Raw genomic sequence first — 18,383 nt, forward strand, 5'->3', positions numbered from 1 at the left:
GCGAAGAGAATTAGTGTAACTACCGGGGGAGTAAGATGAATCGTACTTTATTGCAAATCAAAACGAAAATAACAGATTTTTGGAAAAACAGATCAAAGCTGCAGAAGTTTTTGATGATCGGCATCGTCGCTCTGGCAGTGATCCTGTCAATCATCATTGGAATTGTTGCTTCGTCGAATAAAATGGTGCCGCTCTATAAAGACTTGTCAGCTGAAGAAACCGGCCAAATCAAAAAAGTGCTCGATGAAAAAGGTGTTCCATCTGAGGTTGCAGCTGACGGTTCAGTCATTAAAGTTCCGGAAGAAAAAGTCGACGGGCTGAAAGTCGATCTTGCGGCAGAGGGTCTTCCGAAAAGCGGAAGCATCGATTATTCGTTCTTTGGTCAAAATGCCGGTTTCGGTATGACGGACAACGAATTTGACGTATTGAAAGTGAAAGCAACGCAAACCGAGCTTTCCAACCTCATCAAAGGAATAGACGGGATTAAAGATTCAAAGGTCATGATTAACCTGCCGAAGGAATCCGTCTTTGTCGGAGAGGAAAAGCCGGAAGCATCCGCTTCGATTGTTCTTCAGGTGAAGCCCGGCCACACGCTTGATCAAAATGAAATCAACGGCCTTTATCATCTCGTATCGAAAAGCGTGCCGAACCTTGATCCGGAAAACATCGTGATCATGGATCAAAACTCCACGTATTACGATCAAACCGGCAAAGATTCAGGTTCATACGCTGACAGCTACTCTTCACAAAGGCAAGTCAAAGCTCAGATCGAAAAGGACCTGCAGAGACAAATTCAAACCATGCTCGGCACGATGATGGGACAGGATAAAGTAGTTGTATCCGTCACATCCGACATCGACTTCACAAAAGAAAACAGGACGGAAGATCTGGTTGAACCTGTCGACAAAGAAAATATGGAAGGGATCACGGTCAGCGCAGAGCGCGTCAGTGAAACGTATTCCGGACAGGGAGCGCAAGCTGGAGGCGTCAACGGAACAGGTGAAAACGATGTAACAAACTATGCGGAGACAGAAGGCGGAACAGGCAACGGAGACTACGAAAAAAGCGAAGAACGAATCAACAATGAAGTCAACAAAATTCATAAAGAAATCGCCGAAAGTCCGTACAAAATCAGAGATCTGGGCGTCCAGGTCATGGTTGAACCGCCTGATGCGAAGAACCCGCAGTCACTGCCTGCTGAAAGAGAAGATGATATTAAAAAAATCCTCTCAACCATTGTGAAAACATCGATCGACAAGAAGTATGAAGAAGAGCCGCTGACAGATGAGGATATTGAAAATAAAATCGTTGTTTCTGTCCAATCGTTCGACGGCAAGCAGACAATCGATGAAGGAACGGAAACAGGCGGTATACCGATGTGGATTTACATCGCAGGCGGAGCAGCGCTTGTTGCTGTAATCGGCCTCATCATCTGGCTTGTCAGAAGACGTAAAAATAGAGATGACGAATACGAGGAAGAATGGTATGAAACGCCTCAGGAACCGATTCGTGTTGCTGATGTGAACAATGAAAAAGAGACGGAAGAAACTGTCAGACGAAAACAGCTTGAAAAAATGGCGAAAGATAAGCCTGAAGAATTCGCCAAATTGTTGCGCAGCTGGCTGACCGAGGATTAGGAGGAGTATTGAAATGGCAAAAATGAAACAAGATAGGCTTACAGGCAAACAAAAAGCGGCCATTCTCATGATATCCTTAGGGCTTGATGTGTCAGCTTCCGTTTACAAGCATTTAACAGATGAAGAAATCGAAAGGCTGACGCTTGAAATATCAAATGTCAGAGCTGTATCACCAGAGAAAAAAGATGAAATTATTCAGGAATTTCATGAAACGGCTATTGCTCAAGAATATATATCACAAGGCGGCATTCACTACGCCAAGCAGGTGCTTGACAAAGCGCTCGGCGAAGACAAAGCCGCCAGCATTATCAACAGGTTGACATCGTCTCTTCAAGTCAGACCGTTCGATTTTGCCAGAAAAGCGGATCCCGAGCAGATTCTGAACTTTATCCAGCATGAACATCCGCAGACGATCGCATTGATTCTGTCTTATCTCGATCCCGTGCAATCCGGTCAGATATTATCAGAACTAAATCAGGATGTGCAGGCAGAGGTTGCAAGACGGATCGCTGTCATGGACAGGACGTCGCCGGAAATCATCAATGAAGTCGAACAGATTCTGGAGCAAAAGCTATCCTCCACATTCACTCAGGACTACACGCAGACCGGCGGCATTGAAGCCGTTGTCGAAGTGTTGAACGGAGTTGACAGAGGTACAGAGAAAACGATCCTTGACTCCCTTGAAATCCAGGATCCTGAGCTTGCCGACGAGATTAAAAAGCGGATGTTCGTCTTTGAAGATATCGTTACGCTTGATAACCGCGCCATTCAAAGGGTTATCCGCGATGTGGAAAACGACGATCTGCTTCTCTCCCTCAAAGTGGCCAGCGAAGAGGTCAAAGACATCGTCTTCAGCAATATGTCGCAGCGTATGGCTGAAACATTTAAAGAAGAAATGGAATTCATGGGCCCTGTGCGTCTGCGTGACGTAGAAGAAGCTCAATCCAGAATCGTAAGCGTCATCCGAAGACTTGAAGAAGCAGGTGAGATCGTAATCGCCAGAGGCGGAGGAGATGATATCATTGTCTAACATTATTAAACAGCGATTATCATCAATACCGCCAAAAGAAAGGCGGACGATTTCATTAAAGGAAGTCAAACTTCCTGAAACAGAAACTGAACTTGATACCGGACAGGATCCGGAATTCCTCCTCGATCATGCCAGACAGGAAGCAGGGAAAATATACGAAAAAGCGAACGCTGAACTCGAACAGGTCAGACGGCAAATCGAAGAGGAAAGGATAAGCTGGGAAACAGAACGCGAAGCGCTGATAGACCAGGCGAAACAAGAAGGCTTTCAAGCGGGGTTTGAACAGGGAAAGGCCGAGGCCCAAAGCACTTATCAATCCTATTTGGATGAAGCCAACGCCATCGTCGGAGCGGCGAGGCGTGACTATGAAGAAAAAATCGAACAATCTTCCGAAGAAATTGTCGAACTTGCCGTGTCGCTGGCTAAAAAAGTTTGGAATCAAAAGGCTGACGACAAAGAAGCTTTTTCAGCCCTCGTCAAACAGGTGCTGTCCGAAATGAAGGAGTTCGATGACATTGCCGTCTATGTGGATCCGGAGTATTACACAGAGGTTCAAAGCCACAAAAACGAACTTGAGCAGCTCCTCCAATATGGCGCCCATCTCGCGATATACGCCGATGAAAAAGCGCCAAAGGGAACGTGCTATGTTGAAACGGCTTTCGGAAGAATTGATGCAGGAATCGACACTCAATTACAGCAGCTGAAACAAAAACTGCTCAGCCTGCTTGAAACGGCAGGTGTTGTCCAGTGATGCTTGAGCAGCTGCTTGAATGTATAGAAACCGCAGACTCCTACAAACGTTACGGAAAAGTCAAACAAGCGGTCGGCCTGATGATTGAATCCAAAGGACCTGAATGCTCAATCGGCGATGTCTGCAAAATCTATACAAAAGGTGACGGGCCAAAGGCCATCAAAGCTGAGGTCGTCGGCTTCAAAGACCAAAATATTCTTCTCATGCCATATTTGGAAGCGGCCAATATTGCACCCGGCAGCATTGTCGAAGCGACGGGAGAATCGCTCAGAGTCAAAGTCGGCTCCGGCTTGATCGGGCAAGTTGTCGATGCATTCGGCAATCCGCTCAACGGCAGCGCGCTTCCGAAAGGTTTGGCTCAAGTTTCGACAGAACAGGCGCCGCCTAATCCGATGAAAAGGCCGCCAATCAGAGAAAAAATGGCGGTCGGCGTCAGATCAATCGACAGTCTGCTGACCGTCGGAAAAGGACAACGTGTTGGGATATTCGCCGGAAGCGGCGTCGGAAAAAGCACGCTCATGGGCATGATAGCAAGAGAGACGGCCGCAGACTTGAATGTCATCGCTCTTGTCGGAGAGCGGGGCCGCGAAGTCAGAGAGTTCATTGAGAAAGATCTCGGCGAAGAAGGGCTGAAGCGCACGATCGTTGTAGTGGCTACTTCGGACCAGCCGGCATTGATGCGGCTGAAAGCGGCCTATACAGCAACAGCGATTGCCGAGTACTTCCGCGACAAAGGACAAAACGTGATGTTCATGATGGACTCGGTGACAAGGGTTGCCATGGCTCAGAGGGAAATCGGCCTGGCGACGGGCGAACCGCCGACGACGAAAGGTTATACACCCTCAGTGTTCGCTATTTTACCTAAGCTCTTAGAACGAACAGGAACGACGGAAAACGGGTCAATAACTGCTTTCTATACGGTTCTTGTCGACGGTGATGATATGAATGAACCGATCGCCGATACTGTCAGGGGAATCTTGGACGGTCATATCGTTCTTGACCGGAGCCTTGCGAATAAAGGCCAGTTTCCGGCAGTCAACATTTTAAAAAGCATCAGCAGGGTGATGTCAAACATCGCCGGGAAAGATCATATAAGAGCAGCGAACCGGTTCAGGGAAATGCTGTCAACCTATCAAAACTCAGAGGACCTGATTAACATAGGAGCCTATAAAAAAGGGTCTTCCAGAGAAATTGATGAGGCCATACAATTCCACCCTAAGCTGATCAGCTTCCTCAAGCAGGAAGTGGATGAAGCGGCGTCGCTGGAAGAGAGCATTTCTTTATTAAAGAGTCTTACAGGAAGAGAGGATTAAGAATGGCTTATTCATTTAAATTTCAAAAGCTCCTCGAGCTTAAAGAAAATGAAAAAGACCAATCGTTCGCTGAATATCAGCACTCAGTTTCCGAATTCGAAAAGGTCGCGGAAAAGCTGTATGAAAGCATGAACCAAAAAGAAACGCTAGAAAAAAACAAGGAAATCAAGATGCAGACAGGAATGAGCGTTCAGGAAATGCGGCATTATCAGCAATTTGTCACAAATCTTGAAACGACTATCTACCATTATCAAAAGCTCGTCATGATGAAGAGAAATGAAATGAATGAAAAACAGCACGATCTGACGGAAAAAAATATCGAGCTGAAAAAATTTGAAAAAATGAAAGAAAAGCAGTTTGAAATGTATTCGCTGCAAAACAAAGCAAATGAGTTAAAGGAAATGGACGATATCTCCATTGCCCAGTACATAACTCAAGGAAGCTAGGGGTAGAAAAACGATGACCGAAGAAAAAAAAGCCGGTAAATTTCAGACATTTTTGTTTGTCATCGTCATTCCGCTGATCTTTTTAATCGTTGCAGCGTTTGTCGGCATGTGGCTTTTGGGCGTCAATTTCCAGGATGCAGCCTCCAAAATCCCCGTTGTTAAAGAGCTTGTGAAAAACGGCGAGGATCAGGACAAAGATCACGCAGCAAAGCAGCAGGAGAACAAAGCAGAAAAGCTCCAAAAGACGATCGATGAACAAAAAAGCGAAATCGAAACGCTGACGAGTGACTTGAAAACGAGTGATCAAGAGATTAAAAGGCTGAAACAAAAAATCAGCTCGTTCGAAAAAACGGAAAAAGATGAAAAAGAGCAGAAAGAAAAGAACACCGAAGGTCAAGGAGACGGAAAAAAAGTCGTCAAAATTTATGAAAGCATGCAAAGCAATAAAGCTGCAAAAATTTTAAGCGAATTAAAAGAAGAAGAGGCAATCAACATTTTAGATTCTTTAAGCAAAAAGAAAGTGACTGAGATCCTCTCCAAAATGTCTCCTGATAAAGCGGCTGTATTCACAGAAAAGCTTGTGAAAAACGAAGCGAAAAATGACAAGAAAAAAGAAGGGGGGGAATAGCTTGAGGCTTTTTGACGCAATCTCTTTTGATGCCAAGCCTGCGGCGGATACCGCAACTGCAAAAACGAGCAGGACGCCTCTGGGCGGACTCTTTCAAAATGTGCTCCAAAAGGAAAACAGCTCACTTTCCCCTTTTCAAAAGGGAGAAGAACCTTCTCAGGACACGTCATTGGAAGGGCTTTTGCATGAACTGAAGCAATGGCTTTTAAATAATGAAGGCGGCTCCTTCAATGAAGACTGGTTGAATTCCCTCCAGCATGTTGAAGAGCTGAATCCATCTCCGGATGAACTCGCATTGGCAGAACAGCTGTTACAGCAAATAAAAGAGCTGCTTGAAAATGCCGCTCTGCCTGGACAATCAGGCAAAACAGCTGATGCTATTGAAGCTGTGCCTGCTGACGAAAGCGGGACAGAAGAGCCGAAACTGACTGACCTGCAAATTCTTGGTCAGATTCAGCAGCTGCTCGCTGTGATCGTAAATGAAAATCAACCGGCACTCAAAACTTCACAAATCGCAGAAATATTGAAACAAGCGCCGGAATTTCTCGCCGCTTTTCAGACAAAGGCGGGAACAGAAGGGCTGATTGATGAACTTAAACGCCAATTTTTCACAAAAGATCCGGGTGAGTCGCAGCTTTTGTCCATGTCAAACGCCGAGCTGAAAAGCTTGAAAAGTGTAATGGAGCAGATGATGAACGCAAACGCTGAACCGGATCAAAAAGAGTGGAAAATGGCGGAAAGCGAACTAAAGGCAATGCTCATGAGCAAAAAAACCGATGTCTCTCTTTCTGAGAAGCCGTTGTCCTTTGTTTTGAACGGAAGGGAAATTCAAACTGAAGGAAAGCAAGGCCAAAAGGAACAGCCGATTCAACCCTCTGTACTGGCCAATCATCGGACAGGCGCAGTGCTGATCCAGGGTCTCCAAACTTCGGCGGCAGAGGAATCTTCCGCTCAGCCGAAAAGCTTTTCAGAACAAATTCTCAGCTCATGGAAACAGATGAAGTATACACCGTTCGGCAGATCGACAGGCAGTTTCACGATCCGCCTGAATCCTGAAAATCTTGGCTTTATCACGATCAAACTCGTCAAACAGCACGGGATGTTTTCGAGCAAAATCATCGCATCGACCCAGTCGGCTAAAGAGCTGCTCGAACACAATCTCGCGCATCTTAAACAGGCGCTGCCCAACATGTCTGTACAAATTGACCGCTTCGGTGTACCGCTTCAAAACGGTGATCAGACCTTCGGACAGCTGGCGGACGAACAGAAAAACCAGCAGCAGCCGAAGCAAGATCAGCAAAAAGAGCAGGAAAATGAGGGCTTTCAGGAGTTTTTGGATGATCTTATCGAGACTCGATCACAGGACAGCGAGGAGGAGATCTAATGCCTGACACTTCAATTGATACAAGAACTGCCATAGGGACAACAAACACAAAATCAACGACATCCAATTATTTGTCCGAGGCAAAAAAAGCCGAGAAAGCAGGGAGCGGCTCCAACCTTGGCAAGGATGAATTTTTGAAACTGCTCATGAAACAACTGCAGTACCAAGACCCCTTAAATCCGATGGAAGACCGTGAATTCATTGCGCAAATGGCGACCTTTTCAAGCCTTGAGCAACTAACGAATCTAAACTCAACGATGTCGACGTTTGTCGGACTTCAGGACCCGATGACGATGTATGTCAGCTGGATCGGAAAAGAAGTTACTTATGAAGGCGAAGACAGCGAAGAGAAAACGGCGCTCGTCAAATCAGTTAAAAGCTCAGACGGACAGTATCTGCTTGTCCTTGACGATGGAACCGAAGTCAATCCGTGGAATGTGACGGCGGTAAGCCATTCTGACAAATAAAAACAGATAATTCAGGGAGGAATAATTATGTTACGTTCACTATATTCAGGAATCAGCGGCATGAAAAACTTTCAGACAAAGCTTGATGTCGTGGCAAACAACATTTCGAATGTCAATACGGCAGGCTATAAGAAAAGCCGGGTTACGTTTAAAGATATTGTCAGCCAACAGCTTTCCGGTGCGTCGTCGTCTACTGCAAATCGCGGTTCTGTCAACGGCCAGCAGGTCGGGCTCGGTGCAACGATCGGATCGATCGATATCATTCACACAAACGCAGCGCCTTCAACAACAGGCCGCCAGCTTGACATGACCATTACAGGAGACGGCTACTTCCGAGTTGGAACAGGAGAAGAAGAATACTACACAAGATCCGGAAACTTCTACCTTTCTGATGAAGGTGACCTCGTCACTGTTGATGGGCTGTTCGTCTTAACGGCCAACAACGGAAGAATCAATATCCCGCAAGACGCGCAAAGCTTCAGCATCGCACCTGACGGAACCGTGTCTTATGTCGATCAAAACAACGAGAACCAGACTGCCGGCCAAATCTCGCTTGCGACATTCAGCAACACATCCGGCTTGTCAAAAGCGGGAGACAACCTTTACCGCGAAACATTGAGTTCTGGAGCTCCGCAAGTCGTCGTGCCTGGAGAAGGCGGCTCAGGAAAGATTCAAACGAGTGCGCTTGAAATGTCGAACGTCGACCTTTCAGAAGAGTTTTCCGAAATGATTATCGCGCAGCGCGGTTTCCAGTCCAATGCGAAAATCATTACAACCTCTGATGAAATTCTTCAGGAACTCGTCAATCTGAAGCGATAGGAGGGAAGGAGGCGCCCTCGTAAAGGCGCCTCTTGATAACACATGATCAAAGTTACGCGATTAAACGGACAGCCTTTTATTCTGAACGCGCTATTCATTGAGCAAATTGAATGTTTTCCGGATACGACAATTACGCTGTCAAACGGAAAAAAGTTTGTTGTCAAAGAAGATGAAGATACAGTTGTGGATACAATCGTGTCATTCTATCAAAAAATCCAAATACTTTCTTGTGACCAAAGAATTGAGGAATCTGAATGAATAAAAAACTTCTAGGAATTATGCTGACGATTATTCTGGCAATTGCTGTGTTAGGAACCGCTGCGTTCTTTGTCATTAAGGGAAGCGCAAGTGAAAAAGATCAAACGAAAGAACCTTCGATCGATGAAGTGGTCGAATCATCAGTTGAAGTCGCCGAAATCACGACAAACTTGAAATCGGACAATGTGGTCCGTTTGTCAATCAAGCTTGAAACCGATTCGAAAGAAGCGAAAGAAGAGCTTGAAAAGCGGGATTTCCAAATTAAAGATTCAGTCATCTCCCTTTTGGCAAACACGAACGCAGATGATCTTGAAGGACAAAAAGGAAAAGAAAAATTTAAAGAGCAGCTGAAAGAAAAGCTGAACACGAACTACATGAAAGAGGGAAAAGTGAAAACTGTATACATTACCTCCTTTAATCTGCAGTAGGAACATAGATGACAGAACCATGGAGGTGAAAACAGATGGCAGGAGAAGTACTCTCCCAAAATGAAATCGATGCACTGCTTTCAGCGATATCGACCGGTGAAATGGACGCCGACGAGCTGAAAAAAGAAGAGTCCGTTAAAAAAGTAAAAGTCTATGACTTTAAACGGGCGCTCCGCTTTTCAAAGGATCAGATCCGCAGCTTGACAAGGATTCATGATAACTTTGCAAGGCTGCTAACGACTTATTTCTCGGCTCAGCTGAGAACCTATATCCAGATCTCGGTCAGCTCGGTTGATCAGGTTCCTTATGAGGAATTCATCAGATCCATTCCGAATATGACGATCCTCAATCTGTTTGAGGTTCGCCCTCTTGAAGGAAGAATCATGATGGAGATCAACCCGACCATCGCCTATACGATGATGGACCGGGTGATGGGCGGGATCGGTTCGAGCCACAACAAAATTGACAGCATGACGGAAATTGAGACGAAAATCATGTCCAATTTATTTGAAAGCTGCCTCTCGAATTATAAAGATGCGTGGGAATCCATCACGGAAATCGAGCCGGAAATGTCCGATTTTGAAGTGAATCCGCAGTTTGTGCAAATGGTATCGCCGAATGAGACGGTCGTTGTCATTTCGCTGAACACGCAAATAGGAGACATCAGCGGGGTTATCAACCTGTGCATCCCGCACGTCGTCCTGGAACCGATCATTCCTAAGCTTTCCGTTCACTACTGGATGCAATCAGACAGAATTGAACCAAAACCGGAGGAAACAAAGTCGATAGAAAAGCGGATTATGACGGCGCGAATTCCAATTGTCGCAGAACTCGGATCATCGGAATTAACCATTGAAGAGTTTTTAAATTTAGAAATTGGAGATTGTATCACTTTGGACAAATCAGTAGCAGAACCTCTTACTGTTTTGGTCGGAGATAAACCGAAATTTCTAGCACAAGCCGGCCGAATGAATCGAAAGACTGCGATTCAAATTCTAGATCACGACATAAGAGGTGAAGAATATGGAGAATAACAATAGGTTATCACAGGATGAAATTGATGCGCTGCTTAAAGGCGGCGATGATACGGCTCAAGAGCAGCCGGAATCAGGGTTGTCCCTGATGGAACAGGATACGATCGGGGAAATCGGAAACATTTCCTTTGGGAGCTCTGCAACAGCTTTGTCCACTTTATTGAATCAAAAAGTCGAAATTACAACACCGACTGTTTCGGTGATTGAAAAAAGCCATTTAAATGATGAGTTCCCGCACCCGTATGTTTCAATCGGTGTGAGCTATACGGAAGGTTTTTCAGGAAACAATCTTCTCGTCATCAAGCAGGAAGATGCCGCGATCATCGCTGATTTGATGATGGGTGGAGACGGGACGAACGCAGATCCGTCGCTTGGCGAAATTCATCTAAGCGCCGTTCAGGAAGCGATGAACCAAATGATGGGTTCCGCAGCGACGTCGATGTCCACCGTCTTCAGCAAGAAGATTGATATTTCTCCGCCGGAAGTTGACCTCCTTGATGTGAATGAAGGGGAAGGAACAGAGCAAATTCCGAAAGAGGACCCGCTCGTCAAAGTATCTTTCAGACTGAAAGTCGGAGAACTGATCGATTCGCATATTATGCAGCTTTATCCGCTGACCTTTGCAAAAGACCTGATCGATGAATTAACGAATCAGGACGGCGGAGAAGAGCCTGTGCAGACTGAAGAGGTAAAGCAGCCGCCCGTACAGGAAAACCCGGCGCCTAGTCCGAGTCCGGCACCTGCTCAGACACAAAGACAGGAGCCTGCGCCTAAACGGCAAGGGACGGCAAAAGTTTCAGAGCCTGTGCAGGTGGCACCGGCAGAGTTTCAATCCTTTGCCCCTCAGACTGACGCGCAGCCGCACCTTCAAAACCTTGACATGCTCATGGATATTCCTTTGTCCGTCACAGTCGAGCTGGGGAGGACAAACCGCAGCGTCAAAGAGGTGCTTGAACTGTCAACCGGCAGTATCATTGAGCTTGACAAACTCGCAGGCGAGCCTGTCGACATCCTGGTCAACCAGCGCGTCGTTGCCAAAGGCGAAGTCGTCGTCATCGATGAAAACTTTGGCGTCAGGGTGACAGACATTTTAAGTCAGGCGGAACGAATCAGCAAATTACGATAATAACAGATTGATTGGAGAGATTAATAATGGCTTACAAGATTTTAGTAGTTGATGATGCAGCATTTATGAGAATGATGATTAAAGACATTTTAGTGAAAAACGGCTTTGAAGTCGTCGCAGAAGCGCAAGACGGAGCGCAGGCTGTTGAAAAATATAAAGAGCATTCACCTGATCTTGTCACAATGGATATCACGATGCCGGAAAAAGACGGAATCACGGCTCTTAAAGAAATCAAGGAAATCGATCCGCAGGCAAAAATCATCATGTGTTCGGCAATGGGCCAGCAATCGATGGTTATCGACGCTATTCAGGCGGGAGCGAAAGACTTTATCGTCAAACCGTTCCAGGCTGACCGCGTCATGGAAGCGATCAATAAAACGCTAAGCTAAAGGGTGTACAACTTGTTTAAGAAACCTCTTATTTTCATAGCCGGCCTTTGTCTATTTGCCTTTCTCGTGCTGCCGTACGCTCCGGCTCTCGCAGAGGAATCGGGGGATCAGACCGTTGACCATCTGTTTGAGCAAAAAGGTGCGGGCAAAGAGAAAGAAAAAGCAAAAGACAAAGACAAAACCGAGGAAAAAAGTTCTCTTAAGGAAGAGGCGGAGGCCGAACCCCCGTCTCCTTCCGTTTCCATATTTGATTTTGTGAAAATGATCGGCGCGTTACTGTTCGTCATTTTTCTGATCTACGCTTTGGTCAAATTCATGAATAAACGCAACCGCCTGTTAAAACCCTTCCAGTATGTCGAAAACATCGGCGGAACTTCGCTCGGGCAAAACAAGTCCGTACAGCTGATTAAAGTAGGGAACAGGGTGCTGGTCGTCGGTGTCGGCGATAATATCCAGCTGCTGAAAGAGATCGATGATGAAAGGGAATATAAAGAAATTCTCACGCAGCATGAAGCTGCGATGAACAGCAAGATTGAATGGCAGAAATGGATGGATCAAGTCAAAGTTCCAGGCGTGCAAAAGCAAAGCGGCACGGCATCTTTTTCCGAGTCGTTAAAAGCACAGCTCGCGGAACTGAAACAAAATCGCGCAGAAGGCAGAAAGAAAGGCCAAAATCAACATGAATGAGTTTATGGATTTATTTAATTCAAGCGATGCGGCAAACGTCAGCGCCAGCGTCCGGCTCTTGCTGCTTTTGACAGTATTTTCGATCGCTCCGGGGATCTTGATCCTGATGACGTGTTTCACAAGGGTTGTCATCGTATTGTCCTTTGTCCGGACATCGCTGGCAACACAGTCAATGCCCCCAAACCAGGTGCTGATCGGACTTGCACTGTTTCTGACATTTTTCATTATGGGGCCGACTTTTTCCGAGATTAATAAAGAAGCGCTGACGCCGTTAATGAACAATAAAATCACCTTGGATGAAGCTTACACAAAAGCGGAAACCCCGATCAAAACCTTTATGAGCAAGCATACAAGACAGAAGGATCTGGCTTTATTTATGAATTACGCAAAGATGGAGACGCCTGAATCCATTAAAGATATTCCGCTTTCAACGATGGTTCCCGCGTTTGTCATCTCGGAATTGAAAACCGCGTTTCAAATGGGATTTATGATATTTATACCGTTTCTGATTATCGATATGGTTGTGGCAAGTGTTTTGATGTCGATGGGGATGATGATGCTTCCGCCGGTCATGATTTCACTGCCGTTTAAGATTTTGCTGTTTGTGCTTGTAGATGGCTGGTATTTAATCGTTAAATCTTTGCTGCAAAGCTTTTAGAGTAGGTGCTAATACATGAATTCAGAATTTGTTATATCGATGGCTGAAAGGGCTGTATACGTTACATTGCTTATCAGCGGGCCGCTTTTGGCGCTCGCTCTTCTCGTCGGGCTGATCGTCAGCGTTTTTCAGGCAACCACCCAAATACAGGAACAGACTCTTGCATTCATTCCGAAAATCGTCGCCGTTTTGGTCGGACTCGTCATTTTCGGCCCGTGGATGCTGTCGACGATTTTGTCATTCGCGACTGAGCTGTTCTCTAATTTAAACCGTTTTGCAGGGTAGTTTTAACATGTCAATAATTGAATCATTTCCAGCCTTTTTACTTGTGTTTGTCAGAATCACAGCATTCTATGTAACGGTGCCTCTATTTTCTTATCGGTCAATTCCTGCCGTTCATAAAATAGGTTTTGCATTTTTTCTTGCGCTCGTCAGTTTTCAGGCGATTGAAAAGCCTCCTCAGCTTGATGTTGACGGAGTTTACATGATGTTGGCCATGAAGGAAGCGCTGATCGGGCTTCTGCTTGGGCTGATCGCCTACATGATGATCTCGGCCGTTCAAATCGCCGGATCATTCATCGATTTTCAAATGGGATTTGCGGTGGCGAATGTGATCGATCCCCAGACAGGAGCGCAAAGCCCGCTTGTCGGCCAGTTTTTATATACGTTGGCGCTGCTCCTCATGCTGAGCCTGAATGCGCATCATCTCCTGCTTGACGGGATTTATTACAGCTATCAATACATCCCGGTCGATAAGATGGCGCTGTCGTTTGGAAGCGAAGGATTTGCCGAGTTTATTGCAAAGAGCTTCAACACGATGTTTATAACAGCATTTCAATTGTCTGCGCCTGTTGTGGCTTGTTTGTTTTTAGTCGATCTGGCATTGGGGATTGTGGCGAGAACGGTGCCGCAGCTCAACGTGTTTGTCGTCGGGCTTCCTTTGAAAATCGCAATCACCTTTATCATGCTCATCATCTGCATGGCCGTTATGTTCAGCATGATGCAGCACGTCTTCGAATTTGCCATTCGGACAATGAGAGATCTATTAACTTTGCTTGGGGTGGCATGATGAAGCTGACGTTGGATTTGCAATTTTTCGCAGGTGAAAAAACGGAAAAAGCGACGCCGAAAAAACGGCGGGAAAGCAGAAAAAAAGGACAGGTTGCCAAAAGCGCAGATGTCAATACAGCGGTTACGCTTCTTATCGTGTTTTTAGCGTTTTTATTCGTCGGACCTTTTATGAGAGACCGCCTGCTCGCACTGATCGAAAAGTATTACAAAGAGTTGATCACGATGAAGGTGTCAGTCGCCAATATTCCCGGCCTGTTTCAAAGTCTTGTGCTTGAATCGGGCTTCATTATGGCACCGCTTTTGCTGACAGCCGTCGTCTCCGGGGTCTTGAGCAACTATATGCAAGTCGGGTTTTTATTTTCCCCTGAAGCGATCAAGCCTGATTTGAAAAAGCTTGACCCGCTTAAAGGATTCAAGCGGATTTACAGCATCAGAGCGATCGTTGAACTGCTTAAATCGATTTTAAAAATCGTGATTGTCGGCGGCGTGACATTCGCCGTTCTATGGCTGAACTTTGACAAAATTCTCAGAATCCCGGCGCTGTCCGCGGGCGAGGCTTTGTCATATGTCGGCTGGCTCACCTTTTTAATGGGGGTTTCCGCTGCAGTCGCCCTGATTTTTCTCGCGGTGCTCGATTACCTCTATCAAAAATTTGATTATGAAAAAAATATTCGCATGTCAAAACAGGACATTAAAGACGAATACAAAAAAACCGAAGGCGATCCTCTGATTAAGTCGAAGATCAAGCAGAAGCAAAAGGAAATGGCGATGCGCCGCATGATGCAGGATGTGCCAAAAGCGGATGTCATCATCACAAACCCGACCCATTACGCCGTCGCGCTGAAATATGACGAAAACAAAATGGATGCGCCGTTTATCATCGCAAAAGGGGTCGATCTGATGGCTCTGAAAATCAGGCAGATCGCCAAAGAACACGATGTCATGACAGTCGAGAACAGACCTTTGGCGAGGGCGCTTTATGACCAGGTTGAGATCGACCAGGCCGTTCCGGAAGAATTCTTTAAGGCCGTAGCCGAAATCCTGGCGTATGTTTACAAAACAAAGCAAAAAATCTAGTGAATTTTTCAGTTTTAAAAGGAGAGAAACAGCATGTCAGCAAGAGATTTATCAGTTTTATCAGGCGTTGTCCTCATTGTGGCAATGCTTATCATACCCTTTCCACCATGGTTGTTGAGCGTTTTAATTATCGTGAATATTTCTCTTGCGTTAATCGTGCTTCTCACCACAATGAACATGCAAGAACCGCTGCAATTTTCGATATTTCCTTCTTTGCTGCTCCTCTTGACGCTGTTCCGCCTCGGGCTGAATGTATCGACGACACGTTCGATTCTGTCCAACGGAGATGCGGGAAAAGTAGTCGAGACGTTCGGGTCTTTCGTTGTCGGCGGAAACGTTTTGGTCGGTCTCGTTGTCTTTATCATTTTGATCATTATCCAATTTATCGTCATCACGAAAGGGGCGGAACGGGTTTCTGAAGTTGCTGCCAGATTCACGCTCGACGCCATGCCGGGGAAACAGATGAGCATTGATGCCGATTTGAACGCCGGAATGGTGACCGAACAGGAAGCGAAAGTGCGCCGTGAGAAAGTGGCCCGTGAAGCCGACTTCTACGGCGCGATGGACGGTGCGAGCAAATTCGTGAAAGGGGATGCGATCGCAGGGATCATCATCGTCCTCATTAACGTCCTTTTCGGAATTGTCATCGGCATGCTGCAAAAACAAATGAGCATTCAGGAAGCCGCTTCACACTTTACGCTCTTGTCTGTAGGCGACGGGATCGTATCTCAGCTGCCTGCGCTCTTGATCTCAACGGCGACGGGTATCGTCGTCACAAGAGCAGCGTCGGACGGGAACCTCGGACACGATATTACAGGCCAGCTGTTTGCTTATCCAAAGCTTTTGTATGTGACGGCGGGAACGATTTTGCTGCTCGGGATTTTCACACCGATCGGCATTCTCCTGACAGGTCCTCTGGCTCTTCTTCTCGCCATCGGCGGCTATACGCTCTCCAAAGCCGGTGAAGAGAAGGAAAAAGTGGAGGATATCCTTGAGGAAGAAGCTGAAGTGGACGAATTAAAAAGTCCCGAAAGCGTCGTTCATCTGCTCGATATTGATCCGATCGAATTTGAATTCGGCTACGGATTGATTCCGCTTGCAGATGCAAATCAAGGCGGCGACCTTTTAGACAGAATCGTCATGATCAGGCGTCAGCTTGCGCTTGAACTCGGTCTCGTCATTCCGGTCGTCAGAATCAGGGATAACATCGCTCTTCAGCCGAACGAGTACAGGCTCAAAATTAAAGGAAACGAAGTCGCAAAAGGCGAGCTTCTCCTCGATCACTTTTTGGCGATGTCTCCGACAGGCGAAGACGATCAGATCGAAGGAATTGACACGATCGAACCGTCCTTCGGCCTCCCGGCAAAATGGATACCGGAATCTCAGAAAGATCAGGCCGAAATGCTCGGATATACGGTTGTCGATCCGGCTTCAGTCGTGTCGACCCACATTACAGAGCAGGTGAAAAAGCACGCCCATGAGCTGATCGGAAGACAGGAAACAAAACAGCTGATCGACCACTTGAAAGAATCTTATCCTGTACTGGTCGAAGAGGTCTCGCCGAATCCGCTGTCTGTCGGTGATATTCAGAAAGTGCTGGCCAAACTTCTGAAAGAAAAAGTATCGATCAGGAACTTGGTGACAATCTTTGAAACACTGGCCGACTACGGAAAGCTGACGACGGATTCAGATATGCTGACCGAGTATGTAAGACAGGCGCTTGCCAAGCAGATCACCGCCCAATATGCGAAGGAAAATGAGACGCTGAAAGTGGTGACGTGTTCGGGCCGTGTCGAAAAGGCCGTGGCGGAAGGAATTCAGCAGACTGAACACGGCAACTTTTTATCTCTTGAACCTGCATTATCCGAAAATATCATTCAATCTGTAGCAAGAGAAATCGAACAGCTCTCATTAAGGCAGGAAGTGCCGATCCTTCTATGTTCACCGCCTGTCAGAATGTATGTCAAACAGCTGTTAGAGCGCTATTTCCCTGATCTGCCGGTTCTTTCTTATAACGAACTGGAAGCCAATGTAGAAGTTCAAAGCATCGGAGTGGTGGATATTCAATGAAAATTAAAAAATTTGTAGCTGGTTCTATGCAGGAAGCCACAAAGCAAATTATACAAGAGCTCGGGAATGACGCCGTAATCTTGAATTCTAAAAAAATTCATACGAGAAAATTTCTCGGCTTTGTGAAAAAAGCCGGGGTTGAAGTGATTGCGGTTGTCGACCAGGACTTTTCCGACGCGAGGAAACCGGAGCGGCAAAAGCCAGTTTTACGTGAACAAAGCCCTTCGCCTGTCCCGCAGCCGGACCACCTCGATTTGGCAAGCCAAGTGAAAGAGCTGAAAGAACTGCTGGAAATGCGGCATCATGAGCAGCCTGTTGATGTGCTGCCTGAGCCGCTGAAAAAGGCGGACCAGCTTCTGGCAAAGCAAGGGGTATCGCCGGCCATCCGTACGAAAGCGCTCGGCCGGTTGATCAGCACTTCTTTAAAAAACGGCGAAGAATGGACGGATGAAAAGGCGCTGGCCCACTTAACAGATGCTTTGGCCGATCTTCTTCCCGATAATCGGGAACAGGACGTGGCGATTCATTCCCAATATGTCGTGCTCTTCGGATCGACCGGAGTCGGCAAAACGACGACATTGGCAAAGCTTGCCGCTTCTTCCGTGCTGGAAAAGCAGAAAAAAATCGCTTTTATCACGACGGATACGTACCGGATTGCAGCGGTTGAACAGCTCAGGACATATGCCGAGCTTCTGAATGCGCCGCTCGAGGTGTGCTACACGAAAGAAGAATTTAAAGCGGCCCAGCAAAAGTTCGCCGATTTTGACCACGTCTTCATCGATACGGCGGGCCGGAATTTCAAAGACGGGCAATATGTCAGGGAGCTGAAGGAAATCATTCCGTTTGAGCGTAAGATACAGGCGTTTCTCGTCATGTCCGCGACGAGCAAGTACGAGGATATGAAGGAGCTCATTAAGCAGTTCTCAAGCATTCCGATCGATCAGTTGATATTCACAAAAGTGGATGAAACCGATTCATTGGGAAGCGTCATGAATCTGCTCGCCGAATCGAGAATCGGCCTCGGCTATATGACAAACGGACAAAATGTTCCGGAAGATATCCGCTACTTGTCAAATGCATCATTTGTCAGACTGCTTACGGGGTGTTGAA

Annotated in this window: 21 protein-coding genes; all 21 read left to right on the forward strand. The window is 46.4% G+C overall.

Going from position 1 to position 18,383, the window contains the following annotated elements:
- The first annotated feature begins 35 nt into the window (after positions 1-35).
- From fliF to flhF, 21 genes are read left to right on the forward strand one after another with little or no spacing between them, the layout of a single operon-like run.
- Complete coding sequence (gene fliF / locus M1D59_RS08900) at positions 36-1,637, forward strand: flagellar basal-body MS-ring/collar protein FliF (RefSeq protein ID WP_020451390.1); 1,602 nt, start codon at positions 36-38, stop codon at positions 1,635-1,637.
- Positions 1,638-1,650: 13 nt separating this feature from the next.
- A complete protein-coding gene (gene fliG, locus M1D59_RS08905) occupies positions 1,651-2,667 on the forward strand; it encodes a flagellar motor switch protein FliG (RefSeq protein WP_020451391.1) in 1,017 nt (338 codons plus the stop codon).
- Positions 2,651-3,418, forward strand: a complete 768-nt coding sequence (gene fliH, locus M1D59_RS08910) for a flagellar assembly protein FliH (RefSeq protein WP_020451392.1) — start codon at positions 2,651-2,653, stop codon at positions 3,416-3,418. Before fliG ends, fliH begins: the two co-directional genes overlap by 17 nt.
- Positions 3,418-4,731 carry a flagellar protein export ATPase FliI gene (gene fliI, locus M1D59_RS08915; protein WP_391509279.1) on the forward strand — a complete coding sequence of 438 codons (1,314 nt, stop codon included), beginning with the start codon at positions 3,418-3,420 and terminating at the stop codon, positions 4,729-4,731. The genes fliH and fliI overlap by 1 nt, the downstream gene beginning before the upstream one ends.
- Positions 4,732-4,733: 2 nt before the next feature.
- On the forward strand, positions 4,734-5,177 hold the full coding sequence (gene fliJ / locus M1D59_RS08920) for a flagellar export protein FliJ (RefSeq protein WP_020451394.1): 444 nt from the start codon (positions 4,734-4,736) through the stop codon (positions 5,175-5,177).
- Positions 5,178-5,190: 13 nt separating this feature from the next.
- Positions 5,191-5,805 (forward strand): MotE family protein, encoded by a 615-nt coding sequence (locus tag M1D59_RS08925; RefSeq protein ID WP_105978906.1) that lies wholly within the window; start codon positions 5,191-5,193, stop codon positions 5,803-5,805.
- 1 nt (position 5,806) lies between these two features.
- Positions 5,807-7,189, forward strand: coding sequence for a flagellar hook-length control protein FliK (locus tag M1D59_RS08930; RefSeq protein ID WP_458117944.1), 1,383 nt, complete (start codon positions 5,807-5,809; stop codon positions 7,187-7,189).
- Positions 7,189-7,656 (forward strand): flagellar hook assembly protein FlgD, encoded by a 468-nt coding sequence (gene flgD / locus M1D59_RS08935; protein WP_144497632.1) that lies wholly within the window; start codon positions 7,189-7,191, stop codon positions 7,654-7,656. Before M1D59_RS08930 ends, flgD begins: the two co-directional genes overlap by 1 nt.
- A 27-nt stretch (positions 7,657-7,683) precedes the next feature.
- Positions 7,684-8,475 (forward strand): flagellar basal body rod protein FlgG, encoded by a 792-nt coding sequence (gene flgG / locus M1D59_RS08940; RefSeq protein ID WP_075752825.1) that lies wholly within the window; start codon positions 7,684-7,686, stop codon positions 8,473-8,475.
- Between the two features lie 42 nt (positions 8,476-8,517).
- Positions 8,518-8,733 (forward strand): flagellar FlbD family protein, encoded by a 216-nt coding sequence (locus tag M1D59_RS08945; protein WP_003181786.1) that lies wholly within the window; start codon positions 8,518-8,520, stop codon positions 8,731-8,733.
- Positions 8,730-9,161, forward strand: a complete 432-nt coding sequence (gene fliL, locus M1D59_RS08950; RefSeq protein ID WP_020451399.1) for a flagellar basal body-associated protein FliL — start codon at positions 8,730-8,732, stop codon at positions 9,159-9,161. The genes M1D59_RS08945 and fliL overlap by 4 nt, the downstream gene beginning before the upstream one ends.
- Before the next feature lie 35 nt (positions 9,162-9,196).
- The gene (gene fliM / locus M1D59_RS08955; protein WP_020451400.1) at positions 9,197-10,195 is read left to right on the forward strand and encodes a flagellar motor switch protein FliM; all 999 of its coding nucleotides are present in this window, start codon (positions 9,197-9,199) and stop codon (positions 10,193-10,195) included.
- Positions 10,185-11,321 (forward strand): flagellar motor switch phosphatase FliY, encoded by a 1,137-nt coding sequence (gene fliY / locus M1D59_RS08960; protein WP_020451401.1) that lies wholly within the window; start codon positions 10,185-10,187, stop codon positions 11,319-11,321. Before fliM ends, fliY begins: the two co-directional genes overlap by 11 nt.
- Positions 11,322-11,347: 26 nt before the next feature.
- Positions 11,348-11,710 carry a response regulator gene (locus M1D59_RS08965; RefSeq protein WP_003181796.1) on the forward strand — a complete coding sequence of 121 codons (363 nt, stop codon included), beginning with the start codon at positions 11,348-11,350 and terminating at the stop codon, positions 11,708-11,710.
- A gap of 12 nt (positions 11,711-11,722) precedes the next feature.
- Complete coding sequence (gene fliZ / locus M1D59_RS08970; RefSeq protein ID WP_020451402.1) at positions 11,723-12,397, forward strand: flagella biosynthesis regulatory protein FliZ; 675 nt, start codon at positions 11,723-11,725, stop codon at positions 12,395-12,397.
- On the forward strand, positions 12,390-13,055 hold the full coding sequence (gene fliP / locus M1D59_RS08975; protein ID WP_020451403.1) for a flagellar type III secretion system pore protein FliP: 666 nt from the start codon (positions 12,390-12,392) through the stop codon (positions 13,053-13,055). Before fliZ ends, fliP begins: the two co-directional genes overlap by 8 nt.
- 15 nt (positions 13,056-13,070) lie before the next feature.
- Positions 13,071-13,340 carry a flagellar biosynthesis protein FliQ gene (gene fliQ, locus M1D59_RS08980; protein ID WP_020451404.1) on the forward strand — a complete coding sequence of 90 codons (270 nt, stop codon included), beginning with the start codon at positions 13,071-13,073 and terminating at the stop codon, positions 13,338-13,340.
- Between the two features lie 7 nt (positions 13,341-13,347).
- The gene (gene fliR, locus M1D59_RS08985; protein WP_020451405.1) at positions 13,348-14,124 is read left to right on the forward strand and encodes a flagellar biosynthetic protein FliR; all 777 of its coding nucleotides are present in this window, start codon (positions 13,348-13,350) and stop codon (positions 14,122-14,124) included.
- Entirely contained in the window at positions 14,124-15,203 is a 1,080-nt protein-coding gene (flhB, locus tag M1D59_RS08990; protein WP_020451406.1) for a flagellar biosynthesis protein FlhB, read from the forward strand. The genes fliR and flhB overlap by 1 nt, the downstream gene beginning before the upstream one ends.
- A 33-nt stretch (positions 15,204-15,236) precedes the next feature.
- Positions 15,237-17,273: a flagellar biosynthesis protein FlhA gene (gene flhA, locus M1D59_RS08995; protein WP_020451407.1), complete on the forward strand. Its 2,037-nt coding sequence runs from the start codon at positions 15,237-15,239 to the stop codon at positions 17,271-17,273.
- A complete protein-coding gene (gene flhF, locus M1D59_RS09000; RefSeq protein ID WP_020451408.1) occupies positions 17,270-18,382 on the forward strand; it encodes a flagellar biosynthesis protein FlhF in 1,113 nt (370 codons plus the stop codon). The genes flhA and flhF overlap by 4 nt, the downstream gene beginning before the upstream one ends.
- Position 18,383 lies beyond the last annotated feature (1 nt).

Source organism: Bacillus sp. PK6-026, from assembly GCF_054161455.1.

Coding starts and splice junctions, on each gene's coding strand:
- fliF (WP_020451390.1), top strand. CDS start 36: ATGAATCGTACTTTATTGCAAATCAAAACGAAAATAACAGATTTTTGG.
- fliG (WP_020451391.1), top strand. CDS start 1,651: ATGGCAAAAATGAAACAAGATAGGCTTACAGGCAAACAAAAAGCGGCC.
- fliH (WP_020451392.1), top strand. CDS start 2,651: ATGATATCATTGTCTAACATTATTAAACAGCGATTATCATCAATACCG.
- fliI (WP_391509279.1), top strand. CDS start 3,418: ATGCTTGAGCAGCTGCTTGAATGTATAGAAACCGCAGACTCCTACAAA.
- fliJ (WP_020451394.1), top strand. CDS start 4,734: ATGGCTTATTCATTTAAATTTCAAAAGCTCCTCGAGCTTAAAGAAAAT.
- M1D59_RS08925 (WP_105978906.1), top strand. CDS start 5,191: ATGACCGAAGAAAAAAAAGCCGGTAAATTTCAGACATTTTTGTTTGTC.
- flgD (WP_144497632.1), top strand. CDS start 7,189: ATGCCTGACACTTCAATTGATACAAGAACTGCCATAGGGACAACAAAC.
- flgG (WP_075752825.1), top strand. CDS start 7,684: ATGTTACGTTCACTATATTCAGGAATCAGCGGCATGAAAAACTTTCAG.
- M1D59_RS08945 (WP_003181786.1), top strand. CDS start 8,518: ATGATCAAAGTTACGCGATTAAACGGACAGCCTTTTATTCTGAACGCG.
- fliL (WP_020451399.1), top strand. CDS start 8,730: ATGAATAAAAAACTTCTAGGAATTATGCTGACGATTATTCTGGCAATT.
- fliM (WP_020451400.1), top strand. CDS start 9,197: ATGGCAGGAGAAGTACTCTCCCAAAATGAAATCGATGCACTGCTTTCA.
- fliY (WP_020451401.1), top strand. CDS start 10,185: ATGGAGAATAACAATAGGTTATCACAGGATGAAATTGATGCGCTGCTT.
- M1D59_RS08965 (WP_003181796.1), top strand. CDS start 11,348: ATGGCTTACAAGATTTTAGTAGTTGATGATGCAGCATTTATGAGAATG.
- fliP (WP_020451403.1), top strand. CDS start 12,390: ATGAATGAGTTTATGGATTTATTTAATTCAAGCGATGCGGCAAACGTC.
- fliQ (WP_020451404.1), top strand. CDS start 13,071: ATGAATTCAGAATTTGTTATATCGATGGCTGAAAGGGCTGTATACGTT.
- fliR (WP_020451405.1), top strand. CDS start 13,348: ATGTCAATAATTGAATCATTTCCAGCCTTTTTACTTGTGTTTGTCAGA.
- flhB (WP_020451406.1), top strand. CDS start 14,124: ATGAAGCTGACGTTGGATTTGCAATTTTTCGCAGGTGAAAAAACGGAA.
- flhA (WP_020451407.1), top strand. CDS start 15,237: ATGTCAGCAAGAGATTTATCAGTTTTATCAGGCGTTGTCCTCATTGTG.
- flhF (WP_020451408.1), top strand. CDS start 17,270: ATGAAAATTAAAAAATTTGTAGCTGGTTCTATGCAGGAAGCCACAAAG.